The 16,079-nt window shown below is 69.5% G+C and carries 13 protein-coding genes; 8 read left to right on the top strand and 5 right to left on the bottom strand.

Annotated elements, in window-relative coordinates; all coding sequences use genetic code 11:
• Nucleotides 1-4: 4 nt before the first annotated feature.
• Nucleotides 5-1,366: a PhoPQ-activated pathogenicity-related family protein gene (locus AC5W54_RS12485; protein ID WP_495962421.1), complete on the bottom strand. Its 1,362-nt coding sequence runs from the start codon at nt 1,364-1,366 to the stop codon at nt 5-7.
• An 89-nt stretch (nt 1,367-1,455) separates the two neighbouring features.
• Nucleotides 1,456-2,895: an FAD-binding oxidoreductase gene (locus AC5W54_RS12480; protein ID WP_495962420.1), complete on the bottom strand. Its 1,440-nt coding sequence runs from the start codon at nt 2,893-2,895 to the stop codon at nt 1,456-1,458.
• 206 nt (nt 2,896-3,101) lie between these two features.
• Between AC5W54_RS12480 and AC5W54_RS12475 the strand changes: the two genes are divergently transcribed.
• The 6 genes from AC5W54_RS12475 (at nt 3,102) to AC5W54_RS12450 (ending at nt 11,301) form a co-directional block, all read left to right on the top strand.
• A complete protein-coding gene (locus AC5W54_RS12475) occupies nt 3,102-4,208 on the top strand; it encodes an AraC family transcriptional regulator (RefSeq protein WP_495962419.1) in 1,107 nt (368 codons plus the stop codon).
• 57 nt (nt 4,209-4,265) lie between these two features.
• Entirely contained in the window at nt 4,266-5,018 is a 753-nt protein-coding gene (locus AC5W54_RS12470) for a glutamine ABC transporter substrate-binding protein (protein ID WP_495962418.1), read from the top strand.
• Nucleotides 5,019-5,100: 82 nt separating this feature from the next.
• Nucleotides 5,101-5,757 carry an ABC transporter permease subunit gene (locus tag AC5W54_RS12465; RefSeq protein WP_495962417.1) on the top strand — a complete coding sequence of 219 codons (657 nt, stop codon included), beginning with the start codon at nt 5,101-5,103 and terminating at the stop codon, nt 5,755-5,757.
• Nucleotides 5,754-6,503: an amino acid ABC transporter ATP-binding protein gene (locus AC5W54_RS12460; protein ID WP_495962416.1), complete on the top strand. Its 750-nt coding sequence runs from the start codon at nt 5,754-5,756 to the stop codon at nt 6,501-6,503. Before AC5W54_RS12465 ends, AC5W54_RS12460 begins: the two co-directional genes overlap by 4 nt.
• A gap of 152 nt (nt 6,504-6,655) precedes the next feature.
• Nucleotides 6,656-6,877 carry a hypothetical protein gene (locus tag AC5W54_RS12455; RefSeq protein WP_495962415.1) on the top strand — a complete coding sequence of 74 codons (222 nt, stop codon included), beginning with the start codon at nt 6,656-6,658 and terminating at the stop codon, nt 6,875-6,877.
• Nucleotides 6,878-7,053: 176 nt separating this feature from the next.
• Nucleotides 7,054-11,301, top strand: a complete 4,248-nt coding sequence (locus tag AC5W54_RS12450; RefSeq protein WP_495962414.1) for an nSTAND1 domain-containing NTPase — start codon at nt 7,054-7,056, stop codon at nt 11,299-11,301.
• A gap of 13 nt (nt 11,302-11,314) precedes the next feature.
• On the opposite strand, the gene AC5W54_RS12445 is transcribed toward AC5W54_RS12450, so the two are convergent.
• Nucleotides 11,315-12,325, bottom strand: a complete 1,011-nt coding sequence (locus AC5W54_RS12445; RefSeq protein WP_495962413.1) for a hypothetical protein — start codon at nt 12,323-12,325, stop codon at nt 11,315-11,317.
• A 10-nt stretch (nt 12,326-12,335) separates the two neighbouring features.
• Entirely contained in the window at nt 12,336-12,809 is a 474-nt protein-coding gene (locus tag AC5W54_RS12440; protein ID WP_495962412.1) for an RT0821/Lpp0805 family surface protein, read from the bottom strand.
• A gap of 288 nt (nt 12,810-13,097) precedes the next feature.
• Here AC5W54_RS12440 and AC5W54_RS12435 point away from each other — a divergent pair, with 288 nt between their 5' ends.
• Nucleotides 13,098-13,619: a DUF4231 domain-containing protein gene (locus AC5W54_RS12435; RefSeq protein WP_495962411.1), complete on the top strand. Its 522-nt coding sequence runs from the start codon at nt 13,098-13,100 to the stop codon at nt 13,617-13,619.
• Between the two features lie 18 nt (nt 13,620-13,637).
• Here the strand turns inward: AC5W54_RS12435 and soxR are convergent, their stop codons facing one another.
• Nucleotides 13,638-14,087 (bottom strand): redox-sensitive transcriptional activator SoxR, encoded by a 450-nt coding sequence (gene soxR, locus AC5W54_RS12430; RefSeq protein ID WP_495962410.1) that lies wholly within the window; start codon nt 14,085-14,087, stop codon nt 13,638-13,640.
• A gap of 98 nt (nt 14,088-14,185) precedes the next feature.
• On the opposite strand from soxR, the gene AC5W54_RS12425 reads away from it, so the two are divergent.
• Nucleotides 14,186-16,078, top strand: a complete 1,893-nt coding sequence (locus tag AC5W54_RS12425) for an ABC transporter ATP-binding protein (protein WP_495962409.1) — start codon at nt 14,186-14,188, stop codon at nt 16,076-16,078.
• The last annotated feature ends 1 nt before the right edge of the window (nt 16,079 follow it).

Here is a 16,079-nt window from a genome sequence, read left to right as displayed (position 1 = left end):
CTGCTCAGGGGGATGGTCCCTCCCCACCGGCGACGACCTGCACCGTGGTCGACAGCGTCATGGGGCCGCCTTCGTCCTGGGCGAACTCCAGTTCGCCGAACAGCGCGACATAGCCCTCGTCCGGCCGCGGCAGGGTGATCGTGAAGGCCTCGCCGTCCGGCTGCATCGGCCGGGGCTCCCAGCGCGCCTCGCGGAAGTCGCGTTCGGGCGCCCGGGCGACCCAGGCCCGGGCCTGGGCGGGGGCGGGAATCGTGGTGACCCGCAGCGTGACGTCGTCCCCATCGTGGTGATAGTCCCACTGCAGGTCGGGTAGTGGTTGGCCCCGGGCCACGTGCCGGTGGAGGGCGCTCAAGGTCGGCACCAGCCGGCCGACGTCGCGGGCCCGGTGGCCCTGGTTGGGCAGGTAGAGCACGTAGCGGGGCTGGGGCAGCGCCGTCCAGTAGAGGTTCAGGGCATCGACCGGCCAGTAGGCGTCGTTGGTGGCGAGCACCAGCAGCTTGGGCTGGGTGAGGGCGTCGCGATAGTGGTAGGGATCCACCAGCGCCTGGAGGCGGCGGCCGGCCTCGCTGGCCAGCTGCCGGTCGAGGCCTCGCTCGGTGTAGTCGGCCAGTTGCGGCGAGAGTTCGCCCCACACCGCGCGCTGGTGGTCGAGCTGGGGCTCCATGTCGAGGATGTCGAAGACCATCGGGGCCAGTGCCGTGACGCGCGCGTCCACCGCCGCCGTCAGCCAGGTGGTCCAGCCGCGCTTGGAGGCGCCGGTGACGGTGAAGGCCTCGATGGGTTGTTCCCAGCCGTGGCTGAGCGCCTGCAGCGCATCCATGGCGCGCACGGCGCTGTTGACCATGGGTAGCAGCAGCGGCCAGTGGCTGTCGTCGGGATCCTCCAGGAAGCGCGAGAAGGTGAGCGCGATCAGGGCGTCCTCGCTCAGGCCGTCGAACAGCGGTTGGAAGGGCACCTGGCGCAGCACCGCCACCGGGGTATCGAGTGCCCGCGCCAGGGCGACGAACAGGGGCGCTTCCCGGGGCGGGTCGTGGGACGGTTCGCCCTCGCGGGGCCAGGTGCCGCTGCCGATGAACAGCAGGGCCTGGGGGGCCCCCCGACCCCCGGTGGGGTCGATGAGCCATAGCTGGTGCCGCCACTCCGTGTCGCGCCAGCGCTGGGAGACCAGCCGTATCAGGGTGGTGTCGGTGCCGAGCACCCGGGCCTGCCGCTCCACCCGCCAGGCGAAGCTGTCGTCGGGGGTCGCGACATAGGCCGCCAGCGGGGAATCGGGCGGCGGCGTGGCATTCCCGGCACCGGTGTGGCCGGCGGTCATCAGGGCGCTGCAGCACAGGGCCGCGAGCCACAGTCGTCGAGGAGTTCGCATCGCCGGAACCTGCATCGTGGATCCTGTCCCTGAGCATAGGCCGGGATGGCGGTGGATGAGAGGGCCCGCCCCGTGGGGGCGGGCCCGGGTCAGGCCGTCCTGGCCAGTGCCGCGGGGGCGATGTTGGGATTCAGGCGGAACAGGTTGTCGGGGTCGAAGCGCTGCTTGAGCTGTTGCAGCCTGGCGTAGTTCCGGGCATAGGCGCTGTCGACGCGGTTGCCTTCGTCCTCGGTCAGGAAGTTGACGTAGCCGCCACCGGTGGCGAACGGTGTGGTATCGCGGAAGACCCCGCGGGCCCAGTCGCGCACCTTGTCATCGTCGGCGGCATCCTGCCACCGGCCGTGGACGTTCATCACGAAGTTGGCGTCGCGCCCGGCGTAGGCGGTGTCCGTCTCCGCGACCTCGCCCATTGCGCCGCCGAGCTGGGCGATGAAGGCCTCGCACTCGGGGCCGGGCAGGGTCGAGGCGCCGTGGATCACCGCGTCGATCAGTTCATCGGTGATCTCGGCGAAATTGTGGGACTTCCAGTAGTTGCGCGCACCGGGAGCCAGCAACGGGTCGAAGGCGGTCTGGAAGCCGGCGTAGGGCTGGGTGCCGAGCATGCTGCCGACCGGCTCGCCGAATTCGAGCACCCTGGCCGCCAGGCGTTCGCCCTCGCCGGGGTCGCCGTTGTGGACCAGCGCGAAGACCACGACCTCCTTGCCATGGATCGATTCGGGCAGGAAGGGCAGGGGCGGGGCCTGGCGCAGTACCGTCCAGACGCTGAGTTCCCGGGGGGCGCCAGCGGCGAAGTCGCGCCAGGCCTGCAATACCTGTCGCGCCTGGGCGAAGGGATAGACGACCAGGCCGGCGTAGACCTGGGGCCCCACGGGGTGGAGCTGGAACTCGAAGGAGGTCACCACGCCGAAGTTGCCGCCGCCGCCGCGAATCGCCCAGAACAGCTCGGGCTCCTCGGTGGCCGAGACGACCCGCAGTTGGCCGTCGGCGGTCACCACGTCGGCGGAGAGCAGGTTGTCGATGGTCATGCCGTACTTGCGGGTCAGCCAGCCGAAGCCGCCGCCCAGGCACAGACCGGCCACCCCGGTGGTCGAATTGATCCCGAGCGGCGTCGCCAGCCCGAAGGCCTGGGCCTCGTGGTCGAGGTCGCCGAGCAGCGCGCCGGCACCGACACGTGCCGTGCGCTGCTCCGGGTCGACGCGCACGGTGCGCATGAGCGACAGGTCGATCATCAGGGCGCCGTCGGCGACGGCATTGCCGGCGATGTGGTGGCCGCCACCGCGCACGCTCAGCAGCATGCGGTGGGTGCGGGCGAAGTCGACCGCATGGCGCACATCCTGGGCTCCGAGGCACCGGGCGATGAGCGCCGGGTGGCGGTCGACCATGCCGTTCCAGACGCGACGTGCCGGCTCGTAGTCTGCATCGGCGGCGGTGAGTACCCCGCCACGAATACCCTGGGCGAAGGCGTCGAGTTCGTCGGGCGACAGCGCGGCGCGGCTCCCGTCGAGGGTCTGATAGGTCAGGTGTTGCATGGTTGTTCTCCTTGTCGTTCATGCTCGCAACGGATGGGGAAGTGATGCTGCGAAGTGCAGTATGGAGAGCCGAGCGTCGGACTGACTGACCGGAACTCCTCGACACTTGACCGGGAATCCGGTTTGTCGTGGCGGCCGGGGGGAACGTCCGTAATACTGGTTCAGGCAGGGCGGCATGCCCCTTCTCCACCACCCGCGAGGCGGATATGAGCCAGGACACCTTGTCTCAGGTGCTGCGCAGCGTCCGCTTGCGAGGGGCGGTGTTCTATCACGTCGAGGGCAGTGCTCGCTGGGTGAGTGAGTCGCCCCCGGCAGCCGAGATCGCCACGTTGATCATGCCGGGGGTCGAGCACGTGATGGCCTACCATGTCGTCACCCAGGGGGAGTGCTGGGCCTCGGTGATCGGCGCGTCGCCGGTGGCCCTGCGCGAGGGTGACGTGGTGATCTTCCCGCGGGGCGACCCGCACGTCATGTCGAGCGAACCGGGCATGCGCGGGACGGTGGACCTGAGCCCCTATGGGTTGCCGCGGCCGGAGCAGCTGCCGTTCCTGGCCAGCCGGCAGGGCGAGTCGCTGCTGATGTCGCGTCTGGACCGCGGGCGCGAGCGGCACGGTGCGACCCTGGTATGCGGCTTCTTCGGCTGTGATGCGAACCCCTTCAACCCGCTGCTCGCCAGTCTGCCTCACCTGTTGCATGTGCGTGCCAGGGCCGATGACGATGACGACTGGATCGCCCACTTCATCCGCTTTGCGCTGTCGGAGTCGACTCACAAGCGACCCGGCGGCGAAGCGCTGCTCGAACGGCTCAGCGAGGCCATGTTCGTCGAACTGATGCGTCGCTATCTCGAGGAGATGTCGAAGGAGCAGTCGAACTGGTTCGCCGGACTCCGGGATCGCCACGTGGGCCGCGCCCTGGCGCTGCTGCATCAACGGCCGGGCGATGCCTGGACGATCGACAAGCTCGCCGACCGCATCGGCCTGTCGCGCTCGGCTCTGCACGAGCGCTTTGCGCGCTTCACCGGCCATGCGCCGATGCACTACCTGGCCAAGTGGCGCATGCAGGTGGCCGCGGGGCTGCTCCGCCAATCGAGCGCCTCGGTGGCCGCGGTCGCCCTGGAGGTCGGCTACGAGTCGGAGGCCGCGTTCAGCCGCGCCTTCCGTCGGGAAACCGGCCTGCCCCCGGCCACCTGGCGACGCGAGCAGACCCGGCTGGCCGAGCGCGAGGCGGTTTCTCGCCAAGGCGAGCCATCCGCCGGATGGGAGCCGGCCGGGCATCGTAACGCCCGCGGCAGACGCGACGCTTCGCCGATTTGACACCCCTCACCCCCCCCTCTAGGGTCAATAACAGAGGACCAATAGGGAGGTGCCGCCATGCGAAACGCCTTTCTGACCCTGTGTTCCGCCGTTGCCCTGCTGGTGTTTGCCGGTACGGCTCAGGCCCAGGACGAGCGCCTGACTATTGCCATTCCGTCCGGTTTCGTGCCGTTCATGTTCGAGGAGGATGGCGAATGGACCGGCTTCGAGATCGAGCTGTGGGAGGCCATTGCCGAGGAGAACGGCTGGGAGTACGAGTACGACACCATGAACTTCTCCGGCATCATCACGGCCCTGCAGACAGGGCGGGTGGACGGAGCCATCGCCGCCATCACCATCACCTCCGAGCGCGAGGAGACCATGGACTTCTCCCACGCCTACTACGACAGCGGCCTGATGCTGATGGTCCGCGCCGACGAGGAGGAGATCAGTAGTGTCGATGATCTCGATGGCCGCGAGCTGGCGGTGACCACCGGCACCACCAGCGACGACTATGCCGAGGCGAATCTGCCCAACACCGAGGTCACGCGCTTCCCCCGCGCCGAACAGGCCTACCTCGAGCTGCGTTCGGGGCGCGTGGATGCCGCCCTTCACGACACGCCCAATGTGCTCTACTACATCGACACCGCCGGCGACGGCGAGGTGAAGGCCGTGGGGGACAACCTGGACGCCCAATCCTACGCCATGGCCTTCCCGCGCGGCAGCGAGCTGCGCAACCCCGTCAACATCAGCCTGCTGGGGATGATGGAAGACAGCCGCTACGCCGAGATCTACGAACGCTGGTTCGGCGAGCAGCCCAGCCCCCGCTGATCAGGCTTCCCCGTCCCGCCGCCGCTGGCGGCGGGCACTACCCGACTGTTCGAATCGGTAGCCTGACCGGGAGGGTCTCCCCATGGATTTTCGCTGGGATGTGGTGTGGAATGCCATGCCACAGATGATGCAGGGTGCCCAACTCACCGCCCAGATCACGCTCCTGGGGATCGGTGGCGGCCTCGTCATCGGTACCCTGTGCGGGTTGGTCATGGCGTTCCGGCTTCCCGTGATCCACTGGCTGGTGTTCGTGTACGTCTCGGTGATCCGCGGTACCCCTATCGTGGTCCAGGCCATGTTCATCTACTTTGCCCTGCCCCTGGCCATCGACGTGACCCTGTCCGGCTTCGCCGCCGCCTCGCTGTGCCTGGCGCTCAATGCCGGCGCCTACATCACCGAGATCGTGCGTGGGGCGGTGCTCTCCATTGATCGTGGCCTCACCGATGCCGGCCTGGCCCTGGGGCTCTCCTATCTCCAGGTGCTGGACTCGATCGTCGGGCCGCTGGCGTTCCGGCGCACCATCCCGCCGCTGGGCAATCAGTTCATCATCAGCCTCAAGGACTCCGCGCTGTTCCTGGTGATCGGGGTGGCGGAGCTGGCCCAGCGCGGCGAGCAGCTCACCGCCCAGACCGGACGGGCGCTGGAGATCTGGACCGCCGTGGCGGTGTTCTATCTGATCATGACCTTTGCCCTGGCGATGGTCATGCGCCTGATCGAGCGGAGGTTGACCATCCTGTGAGTTCCGACGCGTCCTCGCCCATCATCCGTTGCCATCAGCTCGGCAAGCGCTTCGGCGACACCACCGTCCTCAAGGGCATCGACCTGACCGTGGCGGTCGGCGAGGTAGTGGTGATCGTCGGCCCGTCGGGCTCCGGCAAGTCCACCCTGCTGCGCTGTCTCAATGTGCTCGAGCGCCTCAGCGAGGGCACCCTGGAAGTGGGTGGCAAGGTGCTCGGCGAACGCGGTACCAGCCCTCGGGCGATCCGCCGCGAGACCGGAATGGTGTTCCAGCAGTTCAACCTCTTTCCGCACATGACCGCTCGGCAGAACGTCATGCTGGGGCCGCGCAAGGTCCGCGGTCAGTCGCGGGCCGAGGCCAGGGCCACGGCCGATCGGCTGCTCGAGCGGGTCGGCCTGCTGGAGTGGGCCGACCAGTTGCCCCGGGAACTGTCGGGGGGCCAGCAGCAGCGGGTGGCCATCGCCCGAGCCTTGGCGGTCAACCCCAAGGTGATGCTCTTCGACGAGCCCACCTCGGCCCTGGATCCGGAGCTGCGTGGCGAGGTGCTGCAGGTCATGCAGGGGCTTGCCGCCGAGGGCATGACCATGCTCATCGTCACCCACGAGATGCGCTTTGCCGAGGTGGCCGCCCACCGCCTGATCTTCATGGACCACGGCCAGATCGTTCATGATGGAGACCCGGCCTCGATGTTTGCCGATCCGCCCTCGGAGCGGTTCCGCGACTTCCTGGGCCACGTAAAGAGCTAGGAGGGCCCGGGCAGCGGCCGCAGGATGGGAAGGCAACCCGGCCGGTGAACGGTTCTCCCTATACTGAGTGCTGACGGGGCGAGGCAATACCCCGGGACTGGCGCAGCGCCGCTTGGCGCCTGCGATTCGTTACTCTGCTGAAGGAGGACATCATGACCCAGACTGTCACAGCTACCTATGGCAGTGCCATGAAGGCCACCAATGCCTACGATGAGCTGGTATCCGAGGGTTTTCCACGCGAGAAGCTGTTCTTCGACCGGGAGACCTACCAGGTCAAGGTGATCATCCCGGACACGGCGAAACCCGAGACGGAGGAAATTCTCCGGCGCCATGAGCCGGACGAGCTCTGGTCGCGGCCATTCGAGGCCTCATAGACGGCGGGGCCTCGCGGCACGCCGGATCCCCCAGGGAGGCGTGTCGCCGCCTATTCGGCATGGCGCCGGCTGGCTGACCTCGATGCTAGCCATGCAGTGCCGGGTGGCTGCTCCCGCGCTGTGCCCCCGGTGGCCCTCCAGAGTGGCGGGTCAGGGTGTCGTTGGGTGACGAATCCATGAGCACGCTCTTCATCAGCCACAGCAGCACCGATAGCGAGGCGGCCCGCGAGATGGCCGCTTGGCTGCAACGACAGGGCCATCATTCGCTGTTCCTGGACTTCGATCCCGAGCACGGGATTCCCCCCGGGCGCGACTGGGAAGCCGAGCTTTACCGTCGCCTGCGCGCCTGCCAGGCCATGATCGTGCTGTGCAGCGAAGCCGCCATGGCCTCGTGCTGGTGTCTCGCCGAGTTGAGTCACGCCCGGGCGCTGGGCAAGCGGATCTTCCCGGTGCGCATCGCCCCATGCCGGCTCCGCCCCCAGCTCGCGGAGCTGCAGGTGATCGACCTGGTCAAGGAGCCGCAGGCGGGCTACGAGCGGTTGCGCCGGGGATTGATCGGGGTCTTCGCCTGGGACCGTCGCCGTCCGCCCTATCCCGGCCTGATGGCCTTCGAGGAGGTGGACGCCGCCATCTTCTTCGGCCGCGATGCCGAGATCCAGCAGGCCCTGGACCGCCTCCATCAGCTGCGACACTTCGGCGGCCCGCGCCTGTTGCTGTTCCTGGGCGCCTCGGGCAGCGGCAAGTCGTCGCTGGTTCGCGCCGGCATCATGCCGCGACTGCGTGCCGTCCCCGACGCCTGGACGCTGATCGGCCCGGTGCGTCCCCGCGACCGGCCGATGGACGAGTTCAGGGCGCAACTCCGCACCGGTCTCGACGACGCGATGCCGGACCTCGTGTTCGACGCCGAGACGAGTCCCTCGCTGCTGACGAGCGTGCAGCGTGAGCTGCAACGACGGCCCGGCAGGGCGCACTCGTCCCTGGTGCTGGTCATCGACCAGCTCGAGGAGTTGCTGTCGCACTCGGCCCAGGCCGAGCAGTTCATGGCGGGGCTGCGCCCCGTGCTGCAGGATACCGGGGCGCCCGTGCTCGTTATCGCGACACTGCGCTCCGACTTTCTCGGCGCCCTCCAGGAGCACCCCGCCTGGCGTGACGTCCCGCTGGTGCCGCTGACCGTGGAGCCGCTGTCGGTGGAGGGGTTCGCGGCGGTCATCGAGGGGCCGGCAGAGCTCGCCGGGCTCGAGCTCGAGCCCGGCCTGGTGCGTGCCATGGTGGCGGATACCGCGACCCAGGATGCGCTGCCCCTGCTGGCCTTCACCCTGCGCGAGCTGTGGGAAGCCGGGGGCGCGGATGGGCGCCTCACCCTGGCCGAGTACCACGGCCTCGGCGGACTGCACGGCTCGGTGGCCCGGTCGGCCGAAGCGGTGCTCGAGGCTGCTGCACCCACTCCGGCAGAGTGGCAGGCGTTACGTGCCGTCCTGTTCGACCTGGTGCGACTCGACGACGAGGGGCGCTACACGCGCCAGGCGGTGCGCTGGGCGGCATTGCCGGCCATCAGCCATCCGTTGCTCGAGCGTTTCATCCAGGCGCGCCTGCTGATCGCCGGCAGCGACCAGGAGGGACGCACCCTGGAAGTGGCCCATGAATCGCTGTTCCGGGTCTGGCGCCGGCTCAATCGCTGGCTGGAGGCCAATCGCGAGGCGCTGCGGGTGCGAGACGGCTTGCGGCGTGCCGCCAGCGAATGGGACGGCGGTGGGCGGCCCGCCGAGCTGCTGGTCCACCGTGGCAACCGCCTGGAAGCGGCGCAGGCGCTCACCGGAGCGGGCTCCTTCACGCTCGACGCGACGGAACGGGGCTACCTGCAGGCGTGCCGCTGGCGGGAATGGAGGAGACGTGGCTGGATCACCGCCACCTGGCTGTCACTGCTGTTGGGGGTGATCGGCCTGTCCTGGCTCGCCTGGTCGCTGCACCAGCAGGAGCGGATCACCCGGCAGGGCCTGGCCGATCTGCACTGGGCCAGCGGGGTGAGCGCCCGCGACCGTGAGGCCCGCCTCCTCGCGGCGAGCCACCACTTCATGCAGGCTGCGGAGCTGGCGCTCGACCCGGCGCGTGCCGCGAGCGTCCACTGGGCCGGCGTCCGATTGGGGAGCGGGCCGGCCCTGGCGGGCGCGTTGGACCTCGGCCCGGCGCTGATGACGGCCGCCTGGGTTGCCGACGGCGACACACTGCGGTTGTGGGGCGGCGACGGCAGCAACCAGCTCTGGTCCCGGGACGACTCGACCGTGGCGCCGGTTCTCGCCCCGGGGCGACGCGGGTTGCAGACCGTCTCCCCAGGTGGGCGGCCCTGGGCGAGCCGGATCGTCCTCCATGGTGACGATCGGGACGCCGAGATTCGCGACCGGTTCAGCGGTGCCCTGCTGGTTACGCTCCCCTCGGCAGTGGAAGGCGTCTGGATCGGCGGCGACGACGAGGCCACGGCGGTGAGCGTGCACCGCGGCGGCGACGCCCGGGTATGGGACCTGACGAGTGGTGAACCGTTGGGTGTATGGCGCCATGCAGCCGGCGTGGCGGGTGTGGCCATCTCGCCGGGCGGTTCGAGGCTGCTGTTGTGGACTCGCGACGGCGAAGCGGTGGTCTGGAGCCTCGACACCGCCGGAGTGGTGGCGCGCCATGTCGGCGATATCATCGGCGGCGCCCTGGGCCGACAGCCCCACGAGCTGGTGCTCTGGAGCCGCGAGGGTCACCTGTGGCTGCCCGCGCTGCCGGATTTCGAACTGCCCCCGGCGGAGGGCGGGCGCTGCAGCCCGAGGGCCATCGGGGCGCGGCTGCTCGATGATACGAGCCGGCTTCTGGTCTGGAACCATGGGGCCTGCGGGACCGCGCGGGTGTGGGATCTCGAGTCGCGGCTCCCCGTCGGTCCCGTGGTGCGCCACGCGGACGAGATCGTCCCGCCTCTGGTGCAGGGCGAGCGTATCCTGACCTGGAGCCCGGGCGGGGGGGCGGCCCGACTCTGGCACGGCGCGACCGGTGAGGCGGTGGCCAGCCTCGATGCCCCCGTGACGGGCGCCCGCTTTGCCCCCGGCGGCCGTCTGCTGACCTGGGATGGCAGCGATGTCCGACTCTGGTCGAGTCGTACCGGTGAGCCGCTGGGCCTGCCGCTGCGGCATGCGGCGACGGTCAGGGAGGTGATGGCCAGCGAGGACGGGCGGCACCTGCTCAGCCGCGGAAGCGACGGTAGCCTGAGGTGGTGGCAGGCGCCGCCCACGGCGGCCAGGGCGACGCAGCAGTTCCCGGCCGAGGTGCTCGATGCCGCGCTGGTGGCGGATGAGCCCATGATCCGGGCCGTCACCCTCGATGGGCATGTCCATGCGTGGTCGACGACCCGCGGCGACGAACCGGCGCGACGCCTGCTGGATCCCCAGGCCGTGCTCGCGGCCTTCGCCCCCGGCGGTGGCCGCCTGCTGACCGCCAGCGCCCGCGGCGACGTGCGGCTCTGGAGCTGGGAGGATGCCGCCTTTCGGGCCCTGGCATCGCCGGGTGGCACCGCGGGTGAGGAACCCGTGGCCGGGGTGGTGTGGAGCGCCGATGCCGACCGCCTGCTGTTCTGGGGGGAGCGGGGGTGCACCGCCTGGCTGTGGCGTGTCGGCAGCGCCCGCGCGGTGCCGATCACACCGGATGACGAGGCGCCGGAGTGCCGCCTGCGCGGCGCGACCTTTGCCGGGGATGGGAGCGGGCTCCTGGTGACCTGGGGAGAGGACCGGCGCCTGCGGCTATGGGACGTCGCGGCGCGCGAACCGGTATTGCGGCGGACCCTCCTCGAGGGGGCGCTGGTCCGCCATGCCGAGCTCGACGGGTCTCGCCTGCTGGTCACGCGCAGCGACGGTGTCGTCGACCTCGTTGCCTGGCGGGACCCGGGGGGCGGGGCCATCGCCCTGTACCACGATGCCGCCCAAGGGGCCCGACTGCATGCCGACAGCGGGCGGATCCTGAGCTGGGGCGGCGGTAGCGTACGCGTCTGGGAGGCCGAGACCGCCGAGCTGCTCGCCTCCCTGGCTCATGAGGGCGATATCGCCGGTGCGACCTTCGTCCCGGACGGGGAGCGAGTGCTCAGCTGGCAGGCCCAGGGCAGCGTGCATCTCTGGGATGCCGTCAGCGGGCATTCGTTGACCCCCGCGTTGCGTGGGGCGGGCCATGGCTGGCCGGCGGTCGACAGCGACTTCGGGACGACGGCGAGCCGGCTGCTGGTTACCGCGGGCGATCGTGTCACCCTCTGGCGTCTGCCGCCGTTCGAGGCGTCGCCGGCCCGGCCGGTCCGTCGGCAGCAGGTGCTGACCGGCACGCGTCTGACCCCGCCGGGCGAAGTGGTGGCCCTGTCGGCGGAGGCATGGCGACAGCTCGCGACCGATCTGGCCGGGGCCGGGGAGTGACGATGCGGGGCTATCAGGGCGATACGCTGACCCGGGAGTCCGACCAGGCGGTGATCCAGCCTTCCGTCGGCGCCCAGGCGCGTATCTTGAGGCGGTGCGTCCCCGTGGAGAGGCGCTGGCCCGTGTCGCGCCCGTCCCAGTGGCGCGGGCCGATGCTGCGCCCAGCCGCCACGCCGCCGGCGATGGGAGCCTCGTTGACGAAGAAGTGGCGCTCACCGTCATCGGCCGGCTCCACGCGCATGAATTCGGCCACGGCGCTGGGAAATTCGGAGTGCGAGAAGAAACGGTAGGAGGCCTGCTCGCGTGCCTGGGCGCGAATCAGGCGTGGCAGGAACGACACCTCCTCGATGGCTACCGAGCCCACGGCGCGCGGGCCGCATCCGAGCGCCTGGATCCGGAACGAGGGCTCCGTGCGCTCGCCGCTCATGTCGGTGGCGGTCACGGCGATGGCGGCGGGTCGCTCGCTGTCGCCGAACTCCGGCGGCAGGGTGAACTGCAGGCGATGCTGCCCCGTCTCGTCTGCACCGAAGGGGATCCGCAGGGTGTAGATCTCCGGCAGCCCCCGGGCGCTGAGGCGTAGCGTGACCATGACCGGCCGCTCGTGGGCGAAGTCCAGCACGAACGGCCAGCCGCCGCGTACCATGCCGATGGCGGCGAAGGCGCTGGAGTTGTACGCGGGGGCGAACTCGGGGCCCTGCCGACGTAGCCGCTCCAGCATGTCACCATCGCCGGCGGTGGCTTGCTGCTGCCGACGGTCCCGCAGCCAGCGCGCCACCAGCACAGTGGCCACGGCGCCGGCCACGATGGCTGGTACCGTCCAGTCATTCCCACCGTCCGGCGGTCGGTCGTAGCCCTCGGGGTCGACGCTGCTTCCGGAAGGGGCGCCGTCACTGGTGCCGGCGGGGCCGACGTCATCACTGGAACTGTACTGGGCCGATGCCAGCGGCGAGATCGCCAGCACACCGGCCAGCAGGCAGGCGAGAAACCATCTCCAGCGGTGATGCCCTGCGTTGGCCCTGTTCATGATCGCTCACCTAGACCGTGGTCCACTCCTGGTCGTCCGGCCGCCGGCAGGCCGTGCCATCGGTGCGACGGGGCTCGCCGTCGACCAGCACCACCATCTCGAATTCCCGGCACTGCTGGTCGCCGCGTTCGAAGGTGTTCCGGGGGGTCATCGTGAAGTCGTTCCCGGTCTCGGGGTTGCGCCAGCTTTCCGACTCGCCGTCGGGCGTCCGGTCGAGCGCGTTGCTCATGGAGCGCTGATCCTCACGGGTCAGCCGGATGCCGATTTCCCTGCCGAGCCATGCGCCCAGCCCCGCACCGATCAGGATGGCGGCGGTCCGCCCGGAACCGCTACCTACCTGTGAACCCAGTCCGGCACCGATGAGAGCGCCCAGGCCTGTGCCGACGCCCTCACCGGTGCTGGTGGTCTGACAGCCGCCCAGCGTGAACAGGCTCAGCAGCACGATGCACAGCAGGCGCAACGGACGCGCCATTGACGTCGCCATGACCGCCTCCTCGGTGTGGGTGGGTCCCCGGCCGCGCCGTACAGTGACCGCTGTCGAGGGAAGTCGCACGGGTTCCGTCCCCGGCACTCTTCGCGTCCTTGCCGCGTCCTTGTCGATAGTATTGCACCGGGGCCGCATTCGCTCCATGCCGTAGGCGCCGGGCTGCTATCTTTCTTTCAGGCTTGGTCCGGAAACCGACCGAGTTCGCCGACCTGACAGACCAAGCCCTGCCGAAGCGGGGCTGAGGCCCTGTAGTGGATGCCGTGGCGATGATTATCGGAGGGAGCCGTGGACGATTCCGAACCCGCTGAGCCCAGCAATTCACCGGCCATGGACGGTCTCCTGCCGGACGACGCCCTGCTCCAGCGTGCCGAGTGGCGCCGATTGGAAGACCAGCTCGCCTGGTATGGGCAGCGCAGCCGGAACTGCCAACGCTGGCACAAGCGCCTGCGCCTGGTGCAGGTGGCATTCGCCGCCGCCATCCCGGTGCTCTCGCTGGCAGATCCGCCGTTGGCCCGCTGGTTGACTGCGCTCCTCGGGGCCTCGATTGCGGTGCTCGAGGCCACCGATCAGATCAATCAGTTCGGCCCATTGTGGGTTCAGTACCGGGCCACCGCCGAACACCTGAAACACGAGAAATTCCTCCTGCTCGCGGCCGCCGGCCCCTACCGCGACCTGGACCGCGCGGAGGCGTTGCGGTTGCTCGCCGAGCGGGTGGAGGAGCACGTCTCGAGCGAGCATGCCCGCTGGGTGCGAACCACCGAGCAGAGCCTGTCGCCCCGGGCGCGCGAAAAGGAGGGGAAGGGGTAAGCCCGCGGTGGGACGCGATCAGTCGGGGTCGAGCAGCCGCGCCCCGGTTCCCTGCTCGCCCAGCTCATCCCCCGGGTTGCGCAGCGGGCAGTCGTCCATCGACAGACAGCCACAGCCGATGCAGTGGTCGAGCTGGTCGCGCAGTTGGGTGAGACAGCGGATGCGTTCATCCAGGCTCTCCCGCCAGCTCGCCGAGAGGCGCTGCCAGTCGGCGGCAGTGGGAGCCCGGGAGGCGGGCAGGGTCTCGAAGGCCTCGCGGATCTCGGCCAGCGAGATGCCGGTGCGCTGGGCGACCTTGATGATGGCGACGCGGCGCAGCACGTCGCGACTGAAGCGGCGCTGGTTGCCGGCGTTGCGACGGCTCCGGATCAGCCCCTTGGCCTCGTAGAAGTGAATGGCCGAGACCGCCAGGCCGCTGCGCGCGGCGACCTCGCCGACGCTGAGCTCGCGCTGCAGAGGAGGTGACATGAACTTCTCCTTGACCTCAACTTAACTAGAGGTTTTACCCTGCCAGCCAATCCCCGGGCAAGCCACCCCGGGATCGTTATCGCAACCGGACTGCTGCCATGTTCCGTTACTTCGAAACCCTGGTGAATCCCTATCCGGCGGACAATCGAGGAACGCCACCCAAGGGATTGTTCGCCTTCATCCTGCACTTCTCGCGGCCGGTGCTGCCGCTGCTGCTGGCCATGTCGCTGCTCACGGCGCTGGTGTCGGCCGCCGAGGTGCTGTTCTTCAGCTACATGGGCGAGCTGGTGGATTGGCTGGCCGGCGCCGAGCGGGAGGGCTTCTTCGCCGAGTACGGCTGGCGCCTGGCGGGCATGGCGGCGCTGGTGGTGATCGGCCTGCCGCTGCTGACCCTGTTGCAGTCGCTGGTCACCCACCAAAGCATCTTCGGCAACTACCCGATGATCGGCCGCTGGCTGGCCCACCGCCACATGCTCGGCCAGAGCATGGCCTTCTATCAGGACGAGTTCGCCGGCCGGGTCTCCCAGAAGGTGATGCAGACGGCGCTGGCGATTCGCGAGACGGTGATGAAGCTGATGGACCTGCTGGTCTACGTGATCGTCTATTTCGCCGGCGCCATGCTGCTGATGGGCAACGCCGAGCCGTGGTTGATGCTGCCGCTGGTGGCGTGGCTCGCCGGCTATGTGGTGATCATGCGGGTCTTCGTGCCGCGGCTGCGCCAGGTCTCCATGGACCAGGCCGACGCCCGGGCGCGGATGACCGGGCGTATCGTCGACAGCTACAGCAACATCCAGACCATCAAGCTGTTCGCCGATACCCGGCGCGAGCAGGCCTACGCCCGCGATGCCATGGAGAAGTTCATGGTCACCGTACACCGCCAGATGCGCCTGGCCACCAAGCTGACGGTGAGCCTGACGCTGCTCAACTCGCTGCTGCTGGCGAGTGTCGCCGCCATGGCCATCGGCGCCTGGTACCTGCAGGCGGTGTCACTGGGCGTCATCGCCGTGGCCATCGCCCTGGTGATGCGCATCCGCTTCATGTCCAACTGGATCCTGTGGGAGGTGGCGGGGCTGTTCGAGAACATCGGCACGGTGCAGGACGGCATCAACACCATCGCCCGGGAGCCGGCGGTCAAGGATCGTCCCGGGGCCGGGGAGCTCGCCGTGCCGCGTGGCGAGATCCGCTTCGAGGCGCTGCGCTTCGGCTACGCGCGGCCCGACGGCGAGGGGGTTCGCGTGTTCGACGGCATGAGCCTGAGCATCGCGCCCGGCGAGAAGGTCGGGGTGATTGGCCGCTCCGGGGCCGGCAAGTCGACGCTCGCCAACCTGCTGCTGCGCTTCTACGACCTCGAGGGTGAGCGCATCCTGATCGACGGCCAGGACATCGCCGAGGTGACCCAGGAGTCGCTGCGCCAGCGGATTGGCATGGTCACCCAGGACACCTCGCTGCTGCACCGTTCGCTGCGCGACAACATCCGCTATGGCAGCCCGGAAGCCAGCGAGGAGGCGATCCGGGAGGCCGTTCGCCGGGCCCATGCCGACACCTTCGTCGATGACCTGGTGGACATCACGGGGCGCCGCGGCCTCGATGCCCATGTCGGCGAGCGCGGGGTCAAGCTCTCCGGTGGCCAGCGCCAGCGCATCGCCATCGCCCGGGTGCTGCTCAAGAACGCGCCGATCCTGGTACTCGACGAGGCCACCTCGGCTCTCGACTCCGAGGTGGAGGCGGCGATCCAGGAGCAGCTCTATACGCTGATGGAGGGCAAGACGGTGATCGCCATCGCCCACCGGCTGTCGACCATCGCCATGCTCGACCGGCTGGTGGTGATCGACGAGGGGCGCATCGTCGAGAGCGGCACCCACCGGGAACTGCTGGCCCGCGACGGCCTCTACGCCGCCCTGTGGCGTCGCCAGTCTGGCGGCTTCCTGGGGCTCGACATCAATGGGGAGGTGGACGAGTCACCGGGCCGGGCCGTGCCCTCCGTGTCGTAGT

This window comes from Halomonas sp. LMYGS-3, from assembly GCF_059509875.1.
Note: the sequence above shows the minus strand (reverse complement) of the source record. Positions and strands in the feature narration are given on the sequence as shown.

Bases quoted from the DNA above. Each gene is read 5' to 3' on its own strand.
- AC5W54_RS12425 (WP_495962409.1), top strand. From the start codon at position 14,186: ATGTTCCGTTACTTCGAAACCCTGGTGAATCCCTATCCGGCGGACAAT.
- AC5W54_RS12485 (WP_495962421.1), bottom strand. From the start codon at position 1,366: ATGCGAACTCCTCGACGACTGTGGCTCGCGGCCCTGTGCTGCAGCGCC.
- AC5W54_RS12480 (WP_495962420.1), bottom strand. From the start codon at position 2,895: ATGCAACACCTGACCTATCAGACCCTCGACGGGAGCCGCGCCGCGCTG.
- AC5W54_RS12465 (WP_495962417.1), top strand. From the start codon at position 5,101: ATGGATTTTCGCTGGGATGTGGTGTGGAATGCCATGCCACAGATGATG.
- AC5W54_RS12455 (WP_495962415.1), top strand. From the start codon at position 6,656: ATGACCCAGACTGTCACAGCTACCTATGGCAGTGCCATGAAGGCCACC.
- AC5W54_RS12445 (WP_495962413.1), bottom strand. From the start codon at position 12,325: ATGAACAGGGCCAACGCAGGGCATCACCGCTGGAGATGGTTTCTCGCC.
- soxR (WP_495962410.1), bottom strand. From the start codon at position 14,087: ATGTCACCTCCTCTGCAGCGCGAGCTCAGCGTCGGCGAGGTCGCCGCG.
- AC5W54_RS12440 (WP_495962412.1), bottom strand. From the start codon at position 12,809: ATGGCGACGTCAATGGCGCGTCCGTTGCGCCTGCTGTGCATCGTGCTG.
- AC5W54_RS12475 (WP_495962419.1), top strand. From the start codon at position 3,102: ATGAGCCAGGACACCTTGTCTCAGGTGCTGCGCAGCGTCCGCTTGCGA.
- AC5W54_RS12470 (WP_495962418.1), top strand. From the start codon at position 4,266: ATGCGAAACGCCTTTCTGACCCTGTGTTCCGCCGTTGCCCTGCTGGTG.
- AC5W54_RS12450 (WP_495962414.1), top strand. From the start codon at position 7,054: ATGAGCACGCTCTTCATCAGCCACAGCAGCACCGATAGCGAGGCGGCC.